21 protein-coding genes and 1 pseudogene are annotated in these 17,030 nt (G+C 64.8%); 3 read left to right on the top strand and 19 right to left on the bottom strand.

Annotated elements, in window-relative coordinates; translation table 11 throughout:
* The first annotated feature begins 63 nt into the window (after positions 1–63).
* Together KFB96_RS11200 and KFB96_RS11205 are read left to right on the top strand one after the other, a co-directional pair.
* Entirely contained in the window at positions 64–1,398 is a 1,335-nt protein-coding gene (locus KFB96_RS11200) for an urea ABC transporter substrate-binding protein (protein WP_300971578.1), read from the top strand.
* Positions 1,386–4,142 carry an EAL domain-containing protein gene (locus tag KFB96_RS11205; protein WP_213461368.1) on the top strand — a complete coding sequence of 919 codons (2,757 nt, stop codon included), beginning with the start codon at positions 1,386–1,388 and terminating at the stop codon, positions 4,140–4,142. The genes KFB96_RS11200 and KFB96_RS11205 overlap by 13 nt, the downstream gene beginning before the upstream one ends.
* On the opposite strand, the gene KFB96_RS11210 is transcribed toward KFB96_RS11205, so the two are convergent.
* The gene (locus KFB96_RS11210; protein ID WP_213461370.1) at positions 4,049–7,258 is read right to left on the bottom strand and encodes an efflux RND transporter permease subunit; all 3,210 of its coding nucleotides are present in this window, start codon (positions 7,256–7,258) and stop codon (positions 4,049–4,051) included. The two genes, KFB96_RS11205 and KFB96_RS11210, sit on opposite strands and share 94 nt — an antisense overlap.
* The gene (locus KFB96_RS11215; protein ID WP_213461372.1) at positions 7,255–8,370 is read right to left on the bottom strand and encodes an efflux RND transporter periplasmic adaptor subunit; all 1,116 of its coding nucleotides are present in this window, start codon (positions 8,368–8,370) and stop codon (positions 7,255–7,257) included. The genes KFB96_RS11210 and KFB96_RS11215 overlap by 4 nt, the downstream gene beginning before the upstream one ends.
* Positions 8,371–8,574: 204 nt before the next feature.
* On the opposite strand from KFB96_RS11215, the gene KFB96_RS11220 reads away from it, so the two are divergent.
* Entirely contained in the window at positions 8,575–9,270 is a 696-nt protein-coding gene (locus KFB96_RS11220) for a TetR/AcrR family transcriptional regulator (RefSeq protein ID WP_213461373.1), read from the top strand.
* Positions 9,271–9,278: 8 nt separating this feature from the next.
* On the opposite strand, the gene KFB96_RS11225 is transcribed toward KFB96_RS11220, so the two are convergent.
* The 17 genes and pseudogenes from KFB96_RS11225 to KFB96_RS11290 all read right to left on the bottom strand — a co-directional run bounded on the left by KFB96_RS11225 (position 9,279) and on the right by KFB96_RS11290 (position 16,967).
* Positions 9,279–9,698 (bottom strand): hypothetical protein, encoded by a 420-nt coding sequence (locus KFB96_RS11225; protein ID WP_300971579.1) that lies wholly within the window; start codon positions 9,696–9,698, stop codon positions 9,279–9,281.
* A gap of 171 nt (positions 9,699–9,869) precedes the next feature.
* The gene (locus tag KFB96_RS11230; protein ID WP_213461375.1) at positions 9,870–10,529 is read right to left on the bottom strand and encodes a hypothetical protein; all 660 of its coding nucleotides are present in this window, start codon (positions 10,527–10,529) and stop codon (positions 9,870–9,872) included.
* 82 nt (positions 10,530–10,611) lie between these two features.
* Positions 10,612–10,743, bottom strand: a complete 132-nt coding sequence (locus KFB96_RS27550; protein ID WP_366931579.1) for a YgjP-like metallopeptidase domain-containing protein — start codon at positions 10,741–10,743, stop codon at positions 10,612–10,614.
* Positions 10,744–10,772: 29 nt separating this feature from the next.
* A pseudogene (locus tag KFB96_RS27555) lies at positions 10,773–11,150 on the bottom strand (YgjP-like metallopeptidase domain-containing protein); the annotation flags it as partial.
* Positions 11,151–11,305: 155 nt separating this feature from the next.
* Complete coding sequence (locus KFB96_RS11240; protein ID WP_213461377.1) at positions 11,306–12,079, bottom strand: hypothetical protein; 774 nt, start codon at positions 12,077–12,079, stop codon at positions 11,306–11,308.
* The gene (locus KFB96_RS11245) at positions 12,076–12,732 is read right to left on the bottom strand and encodes a restriction endonuclease subunit S (protein ID WP_213461379.1); all 657 of its coding nucleotides are present in this window, start codon (positions 12,730–12,732) and stop codon (positions 12,076–12,078) included. The genes KFB96_RS11240 and KFB96_RS11245 overlap by 4 nt, the downstream gene beginning before the upstream one ends.
* Positions 12,729–13,082: a type II toxin-antitoxin system PemK/MazF family toxin gene (locus KFB96_RS11250; RefSeq protein WP_300971581.1), complete on the bottom strand. Its 354-nt coding sequence runs from the start codon at positions 13,080–13,082 to the stop codon at positions 12,729–12,731. Before KFB96_RS11250 ends, KFB96_RS11245 begins: the two co-directional genes overlap by 4 nt.
* Positions 13,069–13,275, bottom strand: a complete 207-nt coding sequence (locus KFB96_RS11255; RefSeq protein WP_213461382.1) for a hypothetical protein — start codon at positions 13,273–13,275, stop codon at positions 13,069–13,071. Before KFB96_RS11255 ends, KFB96_RS11250 begins: the two co-directional genes overlap by 14 nt.
* A 174-nt stretch (positions 13,276–13,449) precedes the next feature.
* On the bottom strand, positions 13,450–13,644 hold the full coding sequence (locus tag KFB96_RS11260) for a DUF2283 domain-containing protein (RefSeq protein WP_213461383.1): 195 nt from the start codon (positions 13,642–13,644) through the stop codon (positions 13,450–13,452).
* On the bottom strand, positions 13,641–13,910 hold the full coding sequence (locus KFB96_RS11265; protein WP_213461384.1) for a DUF4258 domain-containing protein: 270 nt from the start codon (positions 13,908–13,910) through the stop codon (positions 13,641–13,643). The genes KFB96_RS11260 and KFB96_RS11265 overlap by 4 nt, the downstream gene beginning before the upstream one ends.
* The gene (locus KFB96_RS26730; RefSeq protein WP_300971582.1) at positions 13,907–14,086 is read right to left on the bottom strand and encodes a hypothetical protein; all 180 of its coding nucleotides are present in this window, start codon (positions 14,084–14,086) and stop codon (positions 13,907–13,909) included. Before KFB96_RS26730 ends, KFB96_RS11265 begins: the two co-directional genes overlap by 4 nt.
* Positions 14,029–14,724, bottom strand: a complete 696-nt coding sequence (locus KFB96_RS26735; protein ID WP_300971583.1) for an N-6 DNA methylase — start codon at positions 14,722–14,724, stop codon at positions 14,029–14,031. Before KFB96_RS26735 ends, KFB96_RS26730 begins: the two co-directional genes overlap by 58 nt.
* Positions 14,621–15,052 (bottom strand): type I restriction-modification system subunit M N-terminal domain-containing protein, encoded by a 432-nt coding sequence (locus KFB96_RS26740; RefSeq protein ID WP_300971584.1) that lies wholly within the window; start codon positions 15,050–15,052, stop codon positions 14,621–14,623. The genes KFB96_RS26735 and KFB96_RS26740 overlap by 104 nt, the downstream gene beginning before the upstream one ends.
* Before the next feature lie 106 nt (positions 15,053–15,158).
* Positions 15,159–16,193, bottom strand: a complete 1,035-nt coding sequence (locus tag KFB96_RS11275) for a virulence RhuM family protein (RefSeq protein ID WP_213461385.1) — start codon at positions 16,191–16,193, stop codon at positions 15,159–15,161.
* Positions 16,194–16,244: 51 nt separating this feature from the next.
* Positions 16,245–16,553, bottom strand: coding sequence for a nucleotidyltransferase domain-containing protein (locus tag KFB96_RS11280; protein ID WP_213461386.1), 309 nt, complete (start codon positions 16,551–16,553; stop codon positions 16,245–16,247).
* Positions 16,541–16,771, bottom strand: coding sequence for a hypothetical protein (locus KFB96_RS11285; protein WP_213461388.1), 231 nt, complete (start codon positions 16,769–16,771; stop codon positions 16,541–16,543). Before KFB96_RS11285 ends, KFB96_RS11280 begins: the two co-directional genes overlap by 13 nt.
* Positions 16,758–16,967, bottom strand: coding sequence for a hypothetical protein (locus tag KFB96_RS11290; protein WP_213501937.1), 210 nt, complete (start codon positions 16,965–16,967; stop codon positions 16,758–16,760). Before KFB96_RS11290 ends, KFB96_RS11285 begins: the two co-directional genes overlap by 14 nt.
* Positions 16,968–17,030: the final 63 nt, after the last annotated feature.

The following is a 17,030-nucleotide window of genomic DNA, read 5'->3' on the forward strand; positions in this document are numbered from 1 at the left end:
TCAGACCAATCGATCAGAGTGCTCACGCTACCGCGAGGAAGCCGACATGACCGAGTGCGTTCCATGCCTCGAGCGTCCGCGAAATGGTCGGCCGTCGTTCGCGAAGGCAGTCTCGGCTGCACCCTGATGCGCATTCCGCGTTCACTCCTGACGGTCCTGCTGATCGCGGGGACACTCGCCGCGGCGGCACTGATCCCGGGCTCGCTTCGCACCTCGGTCACGGAGCCGATTCGGATCGGGGTTTTTCATGCTGCGTCAGGCCCGATGGCCGAGAGCGAGAAAGGGCTCGTCGATGCGGCGCGGCTCGCCGTGGAGGAGATCAATGCCGAGGGTGGATTGCTCGGGCGTCGTGTGGACCTCGTCGTCGCCGAAAACGATTCGGATTGGGCCACCGCAGCCGCCGAGGTCGAGCGCCTGATTCTCGAAGAGCGCGTCAGCGTCGTGCTTGCCTGCTGGACATCGGCCTGTCGCAAGGCCGTCACGCCGGTTGTGGAAAAACACCGTCACCTGATGCTCTACGCGCTGCAGTACGAAGGCATGGAGCAATCGTCCCACCTCGTCTACATGGGCTCCGCACCCAACCAGCAGATCATCCCCGGGGCCCGTTGGACGATGGACCGATTCGGAAGTCGGATCTATCTCGTCGGCTCCGATTATGTCTTCCCGCGCACTGCCAACCGACTGATCCGCGACCTGGTCACGGCAGCCGGCGGCGAGATTCTGGCGGAGCGCTACGTGCCCATGGATGCGACCGATCTCGACGCGATCGCCGCCGAGATCCGACGGATGGCACCGGACGCGGTGCTCAATACACTCAACGGCGATGCCAACCGGCACCTGTTCGCCTCACTCCTGGCCGCAGACCTCGATGCGATGCCGGTGGTCTCGTTCAGTGTTGCCGAGCCCGAGCTGCGTTCCATGCTCAGCGGTCGGCTCCATCGCGAGCATTACGCGGTGTGGGGTTACTTCCAAAGCCTACCGGATGCCGTCAACCGTCGCTTCGTCGCCGCGTTCCGGCAGCGCTTCGGCGCCGATCGCGTCGTCAGCGACCCGATCGTCTCGAGCTACAACGGCATCAAGCTGTGGGCCGAGGCGGTTCGCGAGGCCGGCACCGACGATCCGGCACAGGTGAATCGCTCCATCGGACGCGCAAGCCTGCACGGGCCGTCCGGGATCGTCACCCTGGATGCGGCCACGCGACACCTTTGGCGCAGGGTCTACGTGGGTCATGCCCGAGCGGACGGGCAATTCGATGCGGTCGAGATCTCCGAAGTACCGGTCCGCCCGGCGCCGTTTCCCGCCCACCGCAGCCGCGCGCAGTGGCTCGCGCTGGTCGATCTGCTGTCGGACGAATCGGATCGGCGCCCGCCGGAGGATTCACAACAGTGGGCGCAGTAAAACCACGCCGCCTCGGCCTGCGTTTGGCGGTCGGATTCCTGATCATCGCACTGCTGCCCTTGGCAGGTCTGGCCTGGTTCTATCTGCACACCTTCGAGCGCGCACTCACCGCCACCGTTCTGCAGAACATGAACTCGATCGCCGACAAGAAATCCGACCAGATCGACGACTACATCAACGAACGGCTGGCCGACGCCCGCTCCTTCGCGAGCCAGGCCCGAGTCCGCGAGGCGTTGTCGGCACTCGTCACCGCCGATCGACGCGCAAACCGCGCCGCGATTCCGCATCCGAGCCCAACCGAACGCACGGAGATCGCCAAGCTCGGCGAGCGCGCCGATTACCACGACGTCCTCTTGATCGACCAAGGAGGCGATGTCGTCTTTTCGCTCCGCGAGGAGGCCGACCTGGGCACCAACCTGCTGCATGGCCCGTTTCGCGATACCGAGTTGGCTGCGGGCTTCCGCCAGGCCATGACCTTCATGCATATCGACCTGACCCGTTTCGCGCCCTATAAGCCATCCGGAAACGCGATCGCAGCCTTTGTCGTCGCGCCGATTCTCGAGGGACAGCATACGATCGGCGCGCTGGCGCTGCAGGTCAACCTCGACACCCTGATGCCGGTGGTCAGCGACCGCACCGGGCTCGGGGCCACCGGCGAAACCGTGCTCGCCGTTCAGGACGGGCAAGCCGCACGCTACACCATCGCGCTCGAACGCATGCCGGGAGCACCCTTCACCAATCGGGTTCCGCTCGGACGCACGGCAGAGCCGATGCGTCTTGCGCTGGCCGGAAGTCAGGGCCGTGGCCTGGTGAAGGACTACAGCGGCAGCGAGGTCGCAGCGGGCTGGCGCTATCTGCCGGCGCTGGGTTGGGGCATGGTGGTGAAGATCGATGCCGCCGAGGCCATGGCACCCCTGCACGCGATGCAGCGGGCCACGGCATGGGCGTTCACGCTCTTTCTGCTCGCCTCGGCCAGCGCGGCACTCGTGCTCGGTCGCCGCTTGGTCAGGGACGAGACCACGATCGCCGCCCAACAGGCCCGCTACCGCGCCATGCTCGGCAGCATGAACGACGGCGTTGCCCTGTACCGCCCGCGACCGGACGGGAGCGAGTTCGTCCTGATCGACATCAATCCGGCCGCCCAGCGGATCGCCGGGGTCGCGACACGCAAGGATGTGCTGGGACTGCCGTCTCGGATCGCCTTTCCGGGTTTGGAGGCTGCGGGCATCTACGCCGCGTTTCGCCGCGTGCATCGCCATGGCGGGCGTGAAACGATCAGCCCCGCGGTGTACGACAAGGGCTCGACCCGTCTGTGGCTCGAGAGCGACGTGATCCGCCTCGAGGGCGGCGAGATCCTTGCGGTGCTCAAAGACATCACCGCGCGCAGGGACGCGGACGAACGCATCGAGCACCTCGCCCATCACGACGGCCTCACCGGCCTCGTGAATCGCCACAACCTCGAGATCCTGTTGCGGCAGGCGCTGCACTCGGCACATCGGGAAGGGCGATGGCTCGCGGTCCTCTTCATCGATCTTGACCGCTTCAAGGTCATCAACGATACGCTCGGCCATCATATCGGCGACCTGCTGTTGGTCGAGGTGGCACGCCGGCTGTGCCGGGACGTGCGCGAGAACGACATCGTCGCGCGTCAGGGCGGAGACGAGTTCGTTGTCGTCCTCACGGCCTTGCAGCGCGCCGAAGAGGCCGCGACGGTGGCCGCGAAGATCCTGAGCGCACTCGGCAAGCCGTACGCCATCGACGGCGAACGGCTGCACTCCAGTCCCAGTATCGGCATCAGCATCTATCCCGATGACGGCCTGGATGCCGACACCCTGATGAGGAACGCCGACACCGCGATGTATCACGCCAAGGAGCAGGGTCGAAACAACATCCAGTACTTCACCGAAGCGCTCAACGTGGCGGCCGGCGAACGCCTGACGGTCGAGCGCGAGCTGCGCGTGGCGATCGAGGAGGGCCAGCTCGCCGTGCACTATCAGCCCCAGCTCGAGGCCGATGCGGATCCGCTCGCTCGCCCCTACGCCATGGAGGCCCTGGTGCGTTGGCACCATCCACGGCGTGGCTTGCTCGCGGCAGGCCATTTCATTCCGATCGCGGAGGAATCCGGACTCATCCACGTGATCGGGGACTGGGTCTTGAACGAGGCCTGTCGCCGTTTCGGGGAATGGAAGCACGCCGGCATCGGACCGGGACGCATCGCCGTCAACCTCTCTGCCCACCAACTGCGCAATCCCGCCCTCCTCGAGACCGTCTCCGCCGTGCTGCGACGCTACGCCATGAACGACGACGAGCTCGAGCTCGAGGTCACCGAGTCGGTCGCGATGCGCGATCCGGCGCGCGCAGTCGAGACGCTGCAGGCCCTGCGCAACCTCGGCGTTGCGCTGGCGATCGACGATTTTGGAACCGGTCATTCCTCGCTCGCCTACCTCAAGCGTCTGCCGATCCAGACGCTGAAGCTCGACCGCGAGTTCGTGCGCGATATCGAAACCGACGAAAACGACGCCGCGATCAGTGCCGCAACCCTAGCACTCGCCCACGAGCTCGGCTTGCGGGTCGTAGCCGAGGGCATCGAGACGGAGGGTCAGAGCCGTTTCCTGCGAGCCCACGGCTGCGACCTCCTGCAGGGCTATTTCTACGGCAGACCCGAGCCGGCCGAGCTCTGGACGGCGCGCTGGACAGAGGGCGGGTCTGCCGAGCTCAGGCGCACCCGAAACCACAGTGCATAGAGCGCCGGCAGAAACAGCAGCGTAATCAGGGTACCGACCAAGACCCCGCCGATGAGCACGAAGGCGAGCGGCCCCCAGAAGGTGTCCGTGGTCAACGGAATGAAGGCAAAGACCGCCGCCACCGCAGTCAGCACCACCGGGCGCGCGCGCTGCACCGTGGCCTCAACGACCGCGGTGGAGCGCTCCAGGCCCTGGTGCAGGTTGTCCTCGATCTGCTTGGCCAGGATCAGGGTGTTGCGCATCAGGATGCCGGCCAGACCGAGCAGCCCGAGCAGCGCGACGAAGCCGAACGGACGATCGGCGATCAGCAAGGCCAGCGTGGCCCCGATCACGCCGAGCGGCGCCGTCGCCACCACCATGAGGGTGCCCGAGAAGCTGCGCATCTGGAACATGATCACGATCAGCATCAGGACCAGCATGATCGGCTGGACGCGTTGGATCGAGGCATCGGCCTTGCTCGATTGCTCCACCGCACCGCCGATGTCGATCCGATACTCGGGCGGCAGCTCCGCGATCAGCCCCTGCAGCTCGACCCAAATGGCCTGCGTCACGCTCGGTGGCTGCGCGCCCCGGACCTCGGATTGCACCGCGATGAAGGGCTCGCGGTTGTACCGCTTGAGCACCGGATCCTCGAAGGCGATCAGCAGCTCGCCGGCCTGCTCGAGCGGGATGGTCCGACCGTCGAGCGTCTTGAGATTGATGCCGGCGAGGCTGGTCGGCGTGATCGCCGCGCCGCTGCCGCCTGCTCCGGATCCGGATCCGGATCCGGCCACGGCGCCGTCTGCGCTCGCTGGACCATTGTCGGCAAGGCCCCGAAGGATCAGCTGCACATTGCGGATGTCCTCGCGGATCTCGGTCGCCGGCAGCCCGGAGAGCTGATACTCCAACTGTCCCGCCAGCTCGCGCGGGGTGAGCCCGATCAAACGCAGCCGCTCCGGGTCGAGTGCAAGCCGCACCACGGGGGCACGCTCACCCCAGTCCAGATGCGGATCCACCGTATTCGGATTGGCCGCGACCACATCCCGCACCTGCTCGGCGATGCGGCGCAGCACCAGCGGGTCGGGTCCCAGCACACGAAAGGTCACGGGCCAGATGACCGGCGGCCCGTAGAGCAGCGTGTGCACGCGCACCCGCGCCTCGGGAAACTCGCCGGCATCCACATGCGATTGGAGCTGCGCGATCAGCGCATCGCGCTCGGCCGCGCCTTCGGCCACCACGATGAGCTTGGCAAAGGCCGGATTCGGAAACTCGGGATTCAGGGCCAGGAAGAATCGCGGTGCCCCCGCGCCGAGATAGGCCGCACTCGAGCGCACGCCGTGCCCGTCCGCCAGGATCGCCTCGACCCGCTCGACCACCGCCGCCGTCGCGCGGATCGCGCTGCCCTCGGGGAGCCGGATGTCGATCAGGACCTCCGGACGATCCGAGGTCGGGAAGAACTGTTTCTGCACGCTCCCGGCCAGCCCGACGATCGACAGGACCAAGAGCCCGAAGGTCGCGGCCACGACCCAGATCTTGTACCGAACACAGCCGCGGATCAGCCCGCGCAGCTTGCGGTAGAGCGGCGTCGCGTAGGCACTCTCCGAGCCGTGCGCGCCCCCGGGCGGCGGCGCCTTCAGGAGCAAGGTGCCCAGATAGGGCGTAAAGGTCACCGCCACCACCCAGGAGGCGAGCAGCGCGAAGGCCAGCACCCAGAAGATGTTGCCTGCATACTCGCCCACACCCGAGCGCGCGAAGCCGATGGGCACGAAGCCGATCACGGTCACCAGTGTGCCGCTCAGCATGGGTGCGGCGGTCACGGTCCAGGCATGGGCCGCGGCCCGCAGCCGATCCCATCCCGCCTCCATCTTCACCAGCATCATCTCGATGGCGATGATGGCGTCGTCGACCAAGAGCCCCAGGGCGATGATGAGCGCACCCAGGCTGACGCGATCCAGGTTGATGCCCTTGATCAGCATCAACAGAAAGGTGAGCCCCAGGGTCAGCGGGATGGTGATGCCGACGACCAGCCCGGCACGCCAGCCGATCGCAACGAAGCTGACCAGCATCACCACCGCGACCGCGACCAGGAACTTGATCTGAAAGAGGTCGACGGCATGCGTGATGGCGTCGGCCTGATTGGTGAGCTGCGTGAAGCCGACACCCAGCGGTAGACTGGCCTCCAACCCATCCTGCAGCGTGATCAGACGCTCGCCGAGCGCCAACCCGTTCTCGCCGCGTTGCATCACCACGCCGAGCAGGACCGCATCCTCCCCGCCGGCGCGGATCAGAAACTCGGGCGGATCCTCGTAGCCTCGACGGACCTCGGCGATCTCGCCCAGCGTGATGAGATGCTCCCCAACCCGCAACGGGACATGGCGGATATCCTCGAGCTCGCGCAATTCGGCATCGGGACGCAGATAGAGCCGCGGCCCATCGGTCTCGACCAGCCCCGCCGGGGCAAGCCGATTTTGGGCATCCAGGGCCTCGCGCACTGCAGCGGGCGACACCCCGAGATTGGCGAGACGCGCCTGATCGAGCTCCACGAAGAAGCGTTGCGGCCGCTCGCCGAGGATGCGTGCCTTCTGAACCCCCGCGACGCGGGCGAGACGATCGCGGATCCGCTCGGCCTCGCGCACCAACAGGCGGTTCGGCAGATCCGGTGCCGACAGCGCATAGAGCGCGAAATAGACATCCGAGAAGTCGTCGTTGACGAAGGGCCCGAGCACCCCGGCCGGCAGACTCGTCGCCGCATCCGACATGCGTTTGCGCACCTGGTAGAAGAGATCGGGAATCTGCTCGGACGGCGCGTAGTCCTGAAACTCGACCAGCATGTCGACTCGTCCGGGGCGGGCCGTGGTCTCGAGCCTGTAGAAGAGCTCGACCTCCCCGATGCGCTTCTCCAGCGGATCGGCGACCAGATCCTGCATCTGTTGCGCGCTCGCGCCCGGCCAGAGCGCCGAGACCACCATCACGCGCACGGTAAAGGCCGGGTCTTCCGCGCGGCCGAGCTGCAGGAAGGCCGTCAGACCGGCGATCACGGTCACCAGGATCAGGAAGAGCGTAACCGAGCGCTCGCGCACGGCGAGCGCGGAGAGGTTGAGGCGCCCGCGCGGTGGCCTGTCGTCCGACGGGCTCATCGCTCGAGCACCCGCACAACCTGACCGGGCAGCAAGAGATGCGCGCCCAGTGCCACCACCGGCGTCCCCGGTGCCAGATCGGTTCGGATCTCGGCCTGCTCGCCGACGATGCCGATCAGCTCGACCGGCTCGGGCTCGACCCGCCCCTCCGCGATCCGCCAGATCAGGGGTCCTTCGCCGCGCTCCAGGATGGCACCGAGCGGCACCCGGGCGATCGGCCTGGACGTCTCGCGGACCGTCTCGAAGGTCAGGGTCACGGTCGTGCCGAGCCCGGGCGCGCCCGGCAGCTCGGGCAGACGATAGCGGGCACGCCAGGTCCGGCTGAGCGAATCCGCACTACCGGCGATCTCGCGCAAGGTCACCTGAGCGGACGTAGGGGCGGACGCCGGGCCGCTCGCAGGGCCGTTCCCGAGCCGTGCCGTCGCCTCGGCCGGCAGACCGACACGCCGTGATTCCGGCACCTGGACCTCGATCTCGCGCGGCCCGTCCTCGGCCAGCCGCGCAACCGCCTGACTCGGCGAGACCACCTGTCCGACCTGTCCCTCCACGTCCAGGATCACGCCCGTCGCGGGCGCGACCAGATCGGCATAGAGGATGGCGTTGCGCGCCTGCTCCAGGCTCGCCTCGGCGGCCAGCAGGCGTTGCTCGGCGGCGCGCGCGGCGGTCACGGCCCGGTCATGGTCCTGCTCGCTCGCGAGCCGCTTGGTCAGAAGATCACCGAGTCGCTCGCGCTCGCGCTCGGCGTTCTCGTGCTCCGCCCGGGCGCTCGCCACCGTTGCCTCCGCCGCCAGACGTTGCTGCGTCACGTCGCGCGGATCGAGCCGGAACAGGACCTCACCGGCCACCACCTGCGCCCCGGCATCGACCAGACGCGCCTGGATCTCACCGCCGATGCGGAAGGACAGCGGGATCTCATGGCGGGCGCGTACCGTGCCCGTGAGCGTCCAGACGCTGTTCGGTGCGGGCTCCACCCCGGCCGACAACACCCAAGGCACCGATTCGCGATCGGGCAGCGCATCGGGCGCGGTCGACTCGTCGTGACTCGCCCCGCATCCCGAGCCGAAGAGCGCTACGATGAACACCGCTCCGATCTTGTTTATCCTGGTCGACAAGGGTCACTCCTGCACCGCAAGCGCCGGCGTTGGTTGATGATTGACCGCACCATTATTACTGTACGATAGCGTTTAGTAAATGACCATGATGATCATGGCCCGGCAGAGATCAGGTTCTGAAATCTCTCACGGAGACATTTCGAGCTGGAATCAGGGCGCCTGCGTAAACTGATAAGGGGTCAGACGATGACGGAGGAAACAGTCATGCCGACATCCGACGCCGGGGCATCCGGGGCACCGGGGCCGCCGCGAGCCGCCGGGCGCGGCCGACCGCCGGACCCCGCCAAGCACGCGGCCATCCTCGCGGCCGCTCGGAGGCTCTTCTTCTCGGGCTCGATCCAGGCGCTCACTATGGAGGCCGTCGCCCGCGCCTCCGGGGTTTCGAAGGTCACGGTCTACAGCCATTTCGGTGATTTACAGGGTCTGATCCGCGCGGTCGTGCTGCTGCAGCGCAGCGAGATGACCGCCGCACTCGACGACCTGCCCTCGGGCCAGCGCGGGCTGAAACAGGCGCTGATCGATCTGGGATGCGCGCTGATGGGCTTCCTGAGCAGCGACGACTATGTCGCCCTGCAACGCATGCTCGCCACCCTGGCCGGACGGGAGACCTGGCTCGGGGCGCTCGTCTACCGCGACGGCGCGGAGGCGACGCGCGATCGCCTTGCCGCACGCCTGGCGGAGGCGTCGGCGCGCGGCGACCTGCGCACGCACGACAGCCGCCTGGCCGCCGAGCAGCTGCTCGGCATGTGGCAGGGCATCCAGACCACGGGGCTCTTGAGCGGCGGCTGTCCGCGACCGGACGCCGAGGAGCTGCGCCGCCGAGTCGAGAGCGGGGTCGAGGTGCTGTTGCGGGCCTATGCGCCCGAGGACATGGATCGCAAGACCGACCCGCAGGGTTGAAACGCGCTTCAGCCGCGCAGACGCGCTTGGTAGTTGGGGATCAGATGGGCGTTGATGCCATTGCGCACGAGTGTCCAGAGCTCGTCGGTCAGGCTCGCCGTAAGCATGCCCTCCACCGCCGTGCGTCCGAGCTCCCCGAACGCGTGGGTGAATGCCCGCTGCGTCGGGCCTTGAAGCCTGACCTCGTTCAGACAGTGGGCGTAAGCGTTGGCCACCAGACTGACCGTCGGCAGGAGCGGGACCGGGTCTTCGATGTCGACATAGCGGAAGATCCGGTCGGGAAATGCCCGCTCGAAGGCACGTGCCGCGACAGCGTTGCCGATCATCGGCGCCCCGAAGGTGATGACCTCGTGCACCCCGATGAAGGCTCGCTGAAAACGCCAGGCGGCAAGCAACGCAATGGCCCCGCCGAGGCTGTGTCCGGTCACCCAGAGGGGTTGGCCAGATAACCCGGAGTCGACGCGTCGAGTGTCATGGTCTGCTAAGCCGATCTCCGGACAGTCCCAAATTCGTAGGTTGTGCTGACGATAGGAAGCACAACTTGCGCCGACGGTTTCCGAAATGCGCCTAACCCCTCAGGACGAAACGAGAACGCCGCCTCAGCGCAAGGCCCGGCGCCGGGCCTTAGCTTTGCGCCATTCGGAGAGGGTCTCGGCGGAGATGGATGTGCCGCGCACGTCCAACTCGAGCAGACCCGGATGGGGCATCAGGAACGCGCGAAAGCCGGCGTCCGTGATGCCTGTGTTTGCGAGACGCAGCCGCTCCAGACGCGTCAATGCCGCAAGCTGCGCGAGCCCCACGTCCGTCACGCCTGTCTCGTTCAAGTCCAGCTCGCGAAGCTGATCCATCCCGGAGAGCACCCCCAAGGTCTTGTCCGTCACATCCGGGTTGGCCATCTGCAGCACGACCACGTCCGTGACCCCCTCCAGCACCCGATAGTTGTGCCGATCCCAGCCCGTCAGGGTGATATGGCGCTCGCCGTCGACCAGCATATCGCGCGGCCCGAGATCGACGGGGAACACACGGTTCACAACCGGCGGACCGACAGCGAGCAGCAAACCCGCCAATCCCAAGACGAGTGGACCGCGCGCGGCGTGAAAACGCACGACAGTGAAGAGCAACCCGACCGGTGCAAAGAGCGCGATCGCAACACCCCAAGGACGGCTCCACCGCCAAGCGACCACGGCGAACCAAATCCAACTGATCGCCAACAGGCCGAAGCCTGCCAAGGTCACCATAAACAGGTGGCTTTCGTTCATTCCGAGTCACCCTGCCTTGCCGAGATACGGATATCCGTCCGCGGAACATGCCGAGAGCCAGGTCATTCGGCTCTCCATGCGGTCATTCCATCCACTGCTCCGCACCCAAGGGCAGATCATTGAGCTCGGCGCGCGCTTCCCGCCACGCCGGGTAATGCTCATCGAGGATGGCGATGAAGCGCTCGTTGTGCGTGGGCTCCAGAAGATGAGCCATTTCGTGCACCAAGACGTACTCAAGCAGTCGTGAATCACCCGGGCGCGGGTGGCCTGGTCGCTGCCGGGTCGCACCCTGAGGGTGATCCGCTTGTGGTCGAGGGTCACGCAAGGCTTGCTGTGCCGCTCGGCGATGGTCAGAAGGTGACGCCGGCCCCAGAGGAAATGACTTTCACGCTCGACGAACCGGCGCGGCGTCTCCCGAGCCTGATGGCGTAGCTGCTCCCGCTGGCTGCGGATCCAGCCGAGCTTCGAGATGGCATAGGCGCGTGCGACCTCCAGGCGTGTCCCGACGGGTGCGGCCAAGGTGACCCGGCCATCCGGCGGATACACCGAGAGATGGACATGTTTGATGTCTTTGCGCGTAACCGTAATGGCGATGTCGCCGAGCTGAATCGTTTCCGTCATCAGTAGCCCGGCTGGTTCTTGATGATCTCGAAAACGGCCGGCGTCGCCTCCCGATCGCGGTCGAGCAAGGGAAAGAGCGCATTGACTTGAAGCCGTTGATACGCAGCGTGCGAATCATCGTTGGAATCTCGTCTTGCGGGAAGGCAGCGCCGGAATCATTTCCATGCGTGCCCCCCTAGGCCCTGAGGTGAGGATGAATCCCACACAGCGTCCTGCGGTACCCAGATCCAGCCCTCGGCCAGCGGCACGGTCTCCGCGGGTGACGCCAACTTCTCCGGTTGGGCCGAAAACAGCCAGGCGACTAGCGCGCAGGTAAGCGCATCGTCCAGATCGTCATGGGCCAGCTTTCCAAAAGGCTCTTGTAGCGCCGAAACCGTAAGTGAGTTCTTGCAGGCGGACGGATAAGCCTCGATGGCCGTCAGAGCGCCGCCCTGCCAGACGCCGCAGCGCACCATGGTAGGCGCGAACCGGGCGAGGACGTGCATACCCTTGGTGGCCTGGCTCCCGATCATGTCCTTGATGGCGGAAAGCGGCTTCAGCCTATGCTCGAACAACCACCGCTCGGTCTGCCGAAATAGGTAGGGGTTGGTGTCGGAGCTTCCCAGCGCCCCGGCCGCTTGCAGGATGGTGACCAATCGGACGAATTCCTGCGAAAAGCCCAGCGGCGTGTCGATGGCGAGGGTGATCGGCGTATCGCCAAGCGTCGCCTGCGCGCCGCACCGTTCAAACAAGGCCGACGCGAAAGCTACCGAATCCGCCGCGGAATTGATGGTCAATCGCAGGTTACCCCGCCAGGGTTGGCCGATGATGCGTCGGTTGGCGTCCAGAATCACCAGAGCATCGCGGCTCTTGCCGTTCTTGTCGCAGTTCCACCCGCCGACATCCCAGCCGATGAAGTAAGCCGGTGAGGTCGCGGGTAGGGTGCTCATATCAGCCGCGTCCCGCCGGTGAGCAGTTCCTGCATGGCGGCCTGTTTGAGGTCGCGCTTCTTGGCGATGAGCCGCTCCAGCCCGCCCAACAGCGCATCCACATCGCTCAACGCCGCCGCGATGGCACGTTGTTCATGGAGAGGTGGGACCTGAATCTTCAATCCGGCCAAGGTGCCTTGATTGAGATTGACCATCGTCGTGCCTACTGAAGAGTCCTCGATGGCTGAGATGGCCCGTGGACTCGAAAGTACGCACTGCAAAAATTCCGAATCGGTATGCAGCGGTCGAACGATCATTGATCCCGTTCCGCACAACCATCCCAATTGATACTCTTGAACGACGGCACACCTCCCCATGTCTCCCCGACGACCAATGACAATCTCGCCGGGCTTCAAGCGAAAGTCGGAAAGGTTCTTCGCTGCTTGCTCCGTGATGGTCATCGTTCGAGTTGGTTCAATCTTGCCATCGACGACGTGCATCGGATTGACGATCGGAATGCCATCGTTGGTATAGTCGGATTTATGGAGTGCGCTCCCGAATGGCCCTGTGCGAAACGCCGCAATCTCCCCCAACCGCTTCACGTCCCAATCCTCCGGAATCACCCCCACCTCACTCGGCTTGTACCCCGGCGGGATCGCTGCTGTGTCGCTCATGCCGAAAGTCCCTGCGGCATGATCAGCCGGAGAATCCCGCCGAGCGTCTCCTGATCGCTCTGAATCAGAGCACCCAGTCGTCGTCGGATCAGGGATTGCTCCACTGTAAAAATGAGCGGCTTGAACAAGGATGGCTTCAGTAATCCAGCTACTTTCCAGCCATCGATCAGCGCTTCGCCATAGCCCAGCGGGGCGCGGATCTGACTGGTGATTGCCAGCAAGATGCAATCGGGACGCGCCTGCTGATAGGCAGCCGAACTGACGATCACGGCGGGGCGTTGCTTGCTCTCCGTCAGGTTGCTGAACGGAAACGGCACGAGCACGATATCGCCAAACCTATAACTGGTCATAGGCGGCATCGTCTGCGTTGTTCCAGATCTTCTCTAGTGCCGACTCCGAAAGACGCGAGATGGCGCTGGTTTCGCTCTCATCGGGCAATAACAGCAATAGACGCGCTGTCTTACCGTAGAACTGGCGGTAGTGTTCCGGGACATGCACGTTGCCCAGGTGGTCAATGGTCGCTTCCATTTCGATCGCAAACATGGTTCTTACCTCTCGATTCATCGTGTGGCATAGCGCCTGGCATCCCGCAGTGCCTCGTTGAGCTCGGGCGGCTCATCAAAGATGGCGAAAAATCTCGCCATTCTTTTCGGACGTGCTTTGCTCCATACCGTGAACCTCCGACAGCATTGCTCAACGCAAGAGTCGATCTTTTCATCAGGCCGCAGCGCGCTCGGTCGTGACCGGAAACAATCCCTGCTCGTGTGCCTCCAGCAAGACGATCTCGACCACGCTGCCATCGGCCGCGTAAGCGATGTTCAGGTTCCACCCGTGCGAGACTTCGCGGGCGATCGGCTGGTCGCTGACATGAATCGCCAGGATGTCGTCGTCTTCGTAGTAGGTTGTCTTCACGATTCCTCCCAATGGGTCATCAGGCTCTTGACGATCAGCGCCTCGCGGCACAGCACAGCGGCGCAGGCCAGATTGTCATCGCGTCCGTCGACGTCGGCAACTATCCACCAATGCTCACTGTCTCGCTGTTTCAGCTGACCGGTCTCGATAAGCGCCTCCACCAGCGTTCGGCTCAAACACCGATCAGCCATGCGCTTCACGGCGTGATGGGTTAGATGCACCGGTTTGCCGAAGCGGTGGCTGTTCCGGGACGGTGGCTTGATCAAGATGCGAATCCCATCTGCGCCAGATGGACGCCAACCCTGGCGGCAAGCTGCTCGACTTCCGTTTCCAGTTCCGGCAGCGGCGTGGCGTAGCGTTCGGCCAGCTCGCGGATACGGGAGGTCAAGGTCTGCGAGACGCGATCAAGCTCGCCCTGCACAGCGGCTTCGATGCGGGGCATCCATTTGTCGTCCACCACCAGGGTCTTGATTTCGGCATCGGTGAGCTTGGAATAGTGCCCGTAGGCCCAGCCCTTGTCCTTGCGCCTGCCCTTCTTGTCGGTTTCGACGATGCAGGCCGGCTGAGCGACCCTTCCCTCTCCCCCGGCCCGTCTCCCGAAGGACGAGGGGAGAACAAGGCGGTGCGCACGCCGGGCAGCACCTGCCAGTAGTCGGCCAATGCGTCGAGGTCGCGCTCGGGGATACCGCCGCGCAGGTGGGCGTCGATGTCCTGCAGGATCATGTTCATGCGGGCCAGGCCCGCCGTCGTCACGTCCCTCTCCCGCCCTTCGAGCGTGATGTGCTTGCCCGCCTGCGCGGCCACTTTCAGGAGCAGCGAGCCGGAGCCGCAGGTCGGATCGTAGGCCGTCGTGGATGCATTGGTGTTCTCGGGCGAGATGCCGATCACCTTGGCGATGACGCGGCTGACCTCGGAGGGGGTGTAGAACTGCCCCTTGCTCTTGCCGCTCTCCGTGGCGAAGTGCCGCATGAGGTATTCATAGGCGTCGCCGAGGATATCGTCGTGCTCGGCGCGGTTCTGCGAAAAATCCAGCTCGGGCTTTTGGAAGATGCCGACCAGGTTCGACAGGCGCTCGACCATCGCCGAGCTTGTTGGGGTCGTTGAAGTCGGGGAAATCGCTGCGGGCCAGACGCGTGTTGGCCTCGATGAGCGGCTGGATGATCCGGGTGTTGATCCGATCGCCGATGTCGCTCTTGCCCTTCAGGGCGATCATGTCCCTGAAGCTTGCGCCCTCGGGGATGATGACCGGTGGCGCGAAGGCGTCGCTGTCGCCGTACTTGTCGCTGATGTACTTGATGAACAGCATGAAAAGGACATAGTCCTTGTACTGGCTTGCATCCATGCCGCCGCGCAACTGGTCGCAGGAAGCCCAGAGCGAGGAGTAGAGGTCGGATTTCTTGATGGCCATATCGGTCGGGCTGTCCTTCTGCTCATGAGGGGTTGCGTTGCTTCCCCCGAAGCACCGACAGTCGTTGCTTCGAGGGAACCTCAGCCAGTGTGAGGAGGGCTTCTCCCTATTTGCGATCAGGTTTGCCGGCTGGCAGGCGTTCGATCAGTTTGTCGAAATCGTTCCCGGCGCGATCCTGCTCGGCGATACCCCGTTGATGGAACCGCTCGTACTCGTCTTCCGCCCGTTGCTGGGCCATTTGGTGCGAGATCTTGCCGGCATAGGTCAGGATCTCCCGGTCGTTGATGTTCATAAAGGCGTCGAGCTTGGCGAGCCAATCGCCCATGTGCATGGGGATGCGGCGCATGGCCTGGCCCTCGGCGAAGATCAGGTATTGCTCGACCAGGTTGTTCAGTGCCGCCAACTCGTCTTCGGTCAGATAGCTCTTGGCGATGCCCACGTCCTGCTTGCGCACCTTGGCCCCGCGCCAGTTGGTCAGGCCCATGTTGGGCTGGTCGGCATCGGCGCGGCCGTGGACGATCTCGGCGGCGGTCTGACCGGTGATGGCCCAGTGCATCTTGTTCTGCACCGTCTGGAAGAAACGGATGCTGATGTCCAGCGTCGGGTCGTAGTCGATGCTGGTGGCGTAGATGTCCGTGATCTTCTGGTAGAAACGCCGCTCCGAGGTGCGGATGTCCTGGATACGGCGGGTCAGCTCCTCGAAATAATCGAAGGGCTGATCCGGGTTCCGCAGCCGCTCGTCATCCAGCACGAAGCCCTTGATGATGTATTCCTTCAGGCGCTGGGTGGCCCAGATCCGAAAGCGGGTCGCCACATGGCTCTTCACCCGGTAGCCGACCGAGATGATCATGTCGAGGTTGTAGTGGTCGAGGTTGCGCTGCACCTCGCGCCTCCCCTCTTGGCGAACCGACAAGAATTTCTTGTTGGTTGCCTCCGGGGACAACTCTCCCTCGTCGTAGACGTTGCGGATGTGCTGGCTGATGTTCTGCTGTGTCGTCTGAAACAAATCAGCCATCAGCGGCTGCGTCAGCCAAACGGTCTCATCCGCCAACCGCACATCGATCTTGATGCGCCCGTCCTCGGCCGCGTAGACCAGGAACTGGCCCCTGGCTGCGTCGTCAGGTGGCTGGTCCTTCTTCATCGCGCATCCCTCTGAATTACGATCAAGAGATACCGAACACAGGATTCCAGGTCACGTGGCATAGATCAGCTCCCGCGTCCGTTCGATGTCAACGCGCACGTAGGGGTTACGCACGGCCCGGTATTCCACCAGATCGACGCCACGCCCAAGCAGATGTTCCAGCTCGGTGCGGACGCTGAACCAGCCGCCCAGATCGGCCTGGGCATCGGGTGCGAACTCCACGAGGAAGTCGGCATCGCTGCGCTCGGGATCGAAATCCGTGCCACGTGCGGCGGAGCCGAAGACCTCCAGCCGTCGCACCTGGTAGCGCCGGCAGATGTTGGCGATGGCGGGGCGCTGGGCAGCGATCAGCGAATGCATCGTGACTTTCCCGGAACCTGACCGACTCGCCCCTCCCGCACGGTGTCGACCTCCGCGGCGATCTCGGCATCCGTGAGCGTCGCGGCTCCCGGCAGCGACTGAGTGTCCTTGAACAGATCCCGGAATCGGTCAGCGAGTACGGCAACTTCCTCGCCGTCGGCAATGTGTGCCACATCCCCCGATGTCGGTGTGGCGAGACCGCCTTTATGTCGCAGCATGCTTGTCGCTCGATTCATTCGTCGCTGGCCGATACTCGTACTTGATGACGCCGTCCTCGGAGTAGAGCTTCACCCGGTAGCCCGCTGCTCTGGGGGGCTGGCGGGCATAACGCCGACCGCTGAGGGTGGTTTCAACGGCGAAGCTGTCGCCGCGTCGTGCATGCCGCCCGATCTCGGCGAGCATCGAAGCGCCCACGTTTTGGATCCGGGATTGGTCTGCAATCTTACCCTCCAAGCGGCTTGAGCAGGCGGGCCGACC

Source organism: Thiocapsa sp. (assembly GCF_018399035.1).
Classification (GTDB): domain Bacteria; phylum Pseudomonadota; class Gammaproteobacteria; order Chromatiales; family Chromatiaceae; genus Thiocapsa.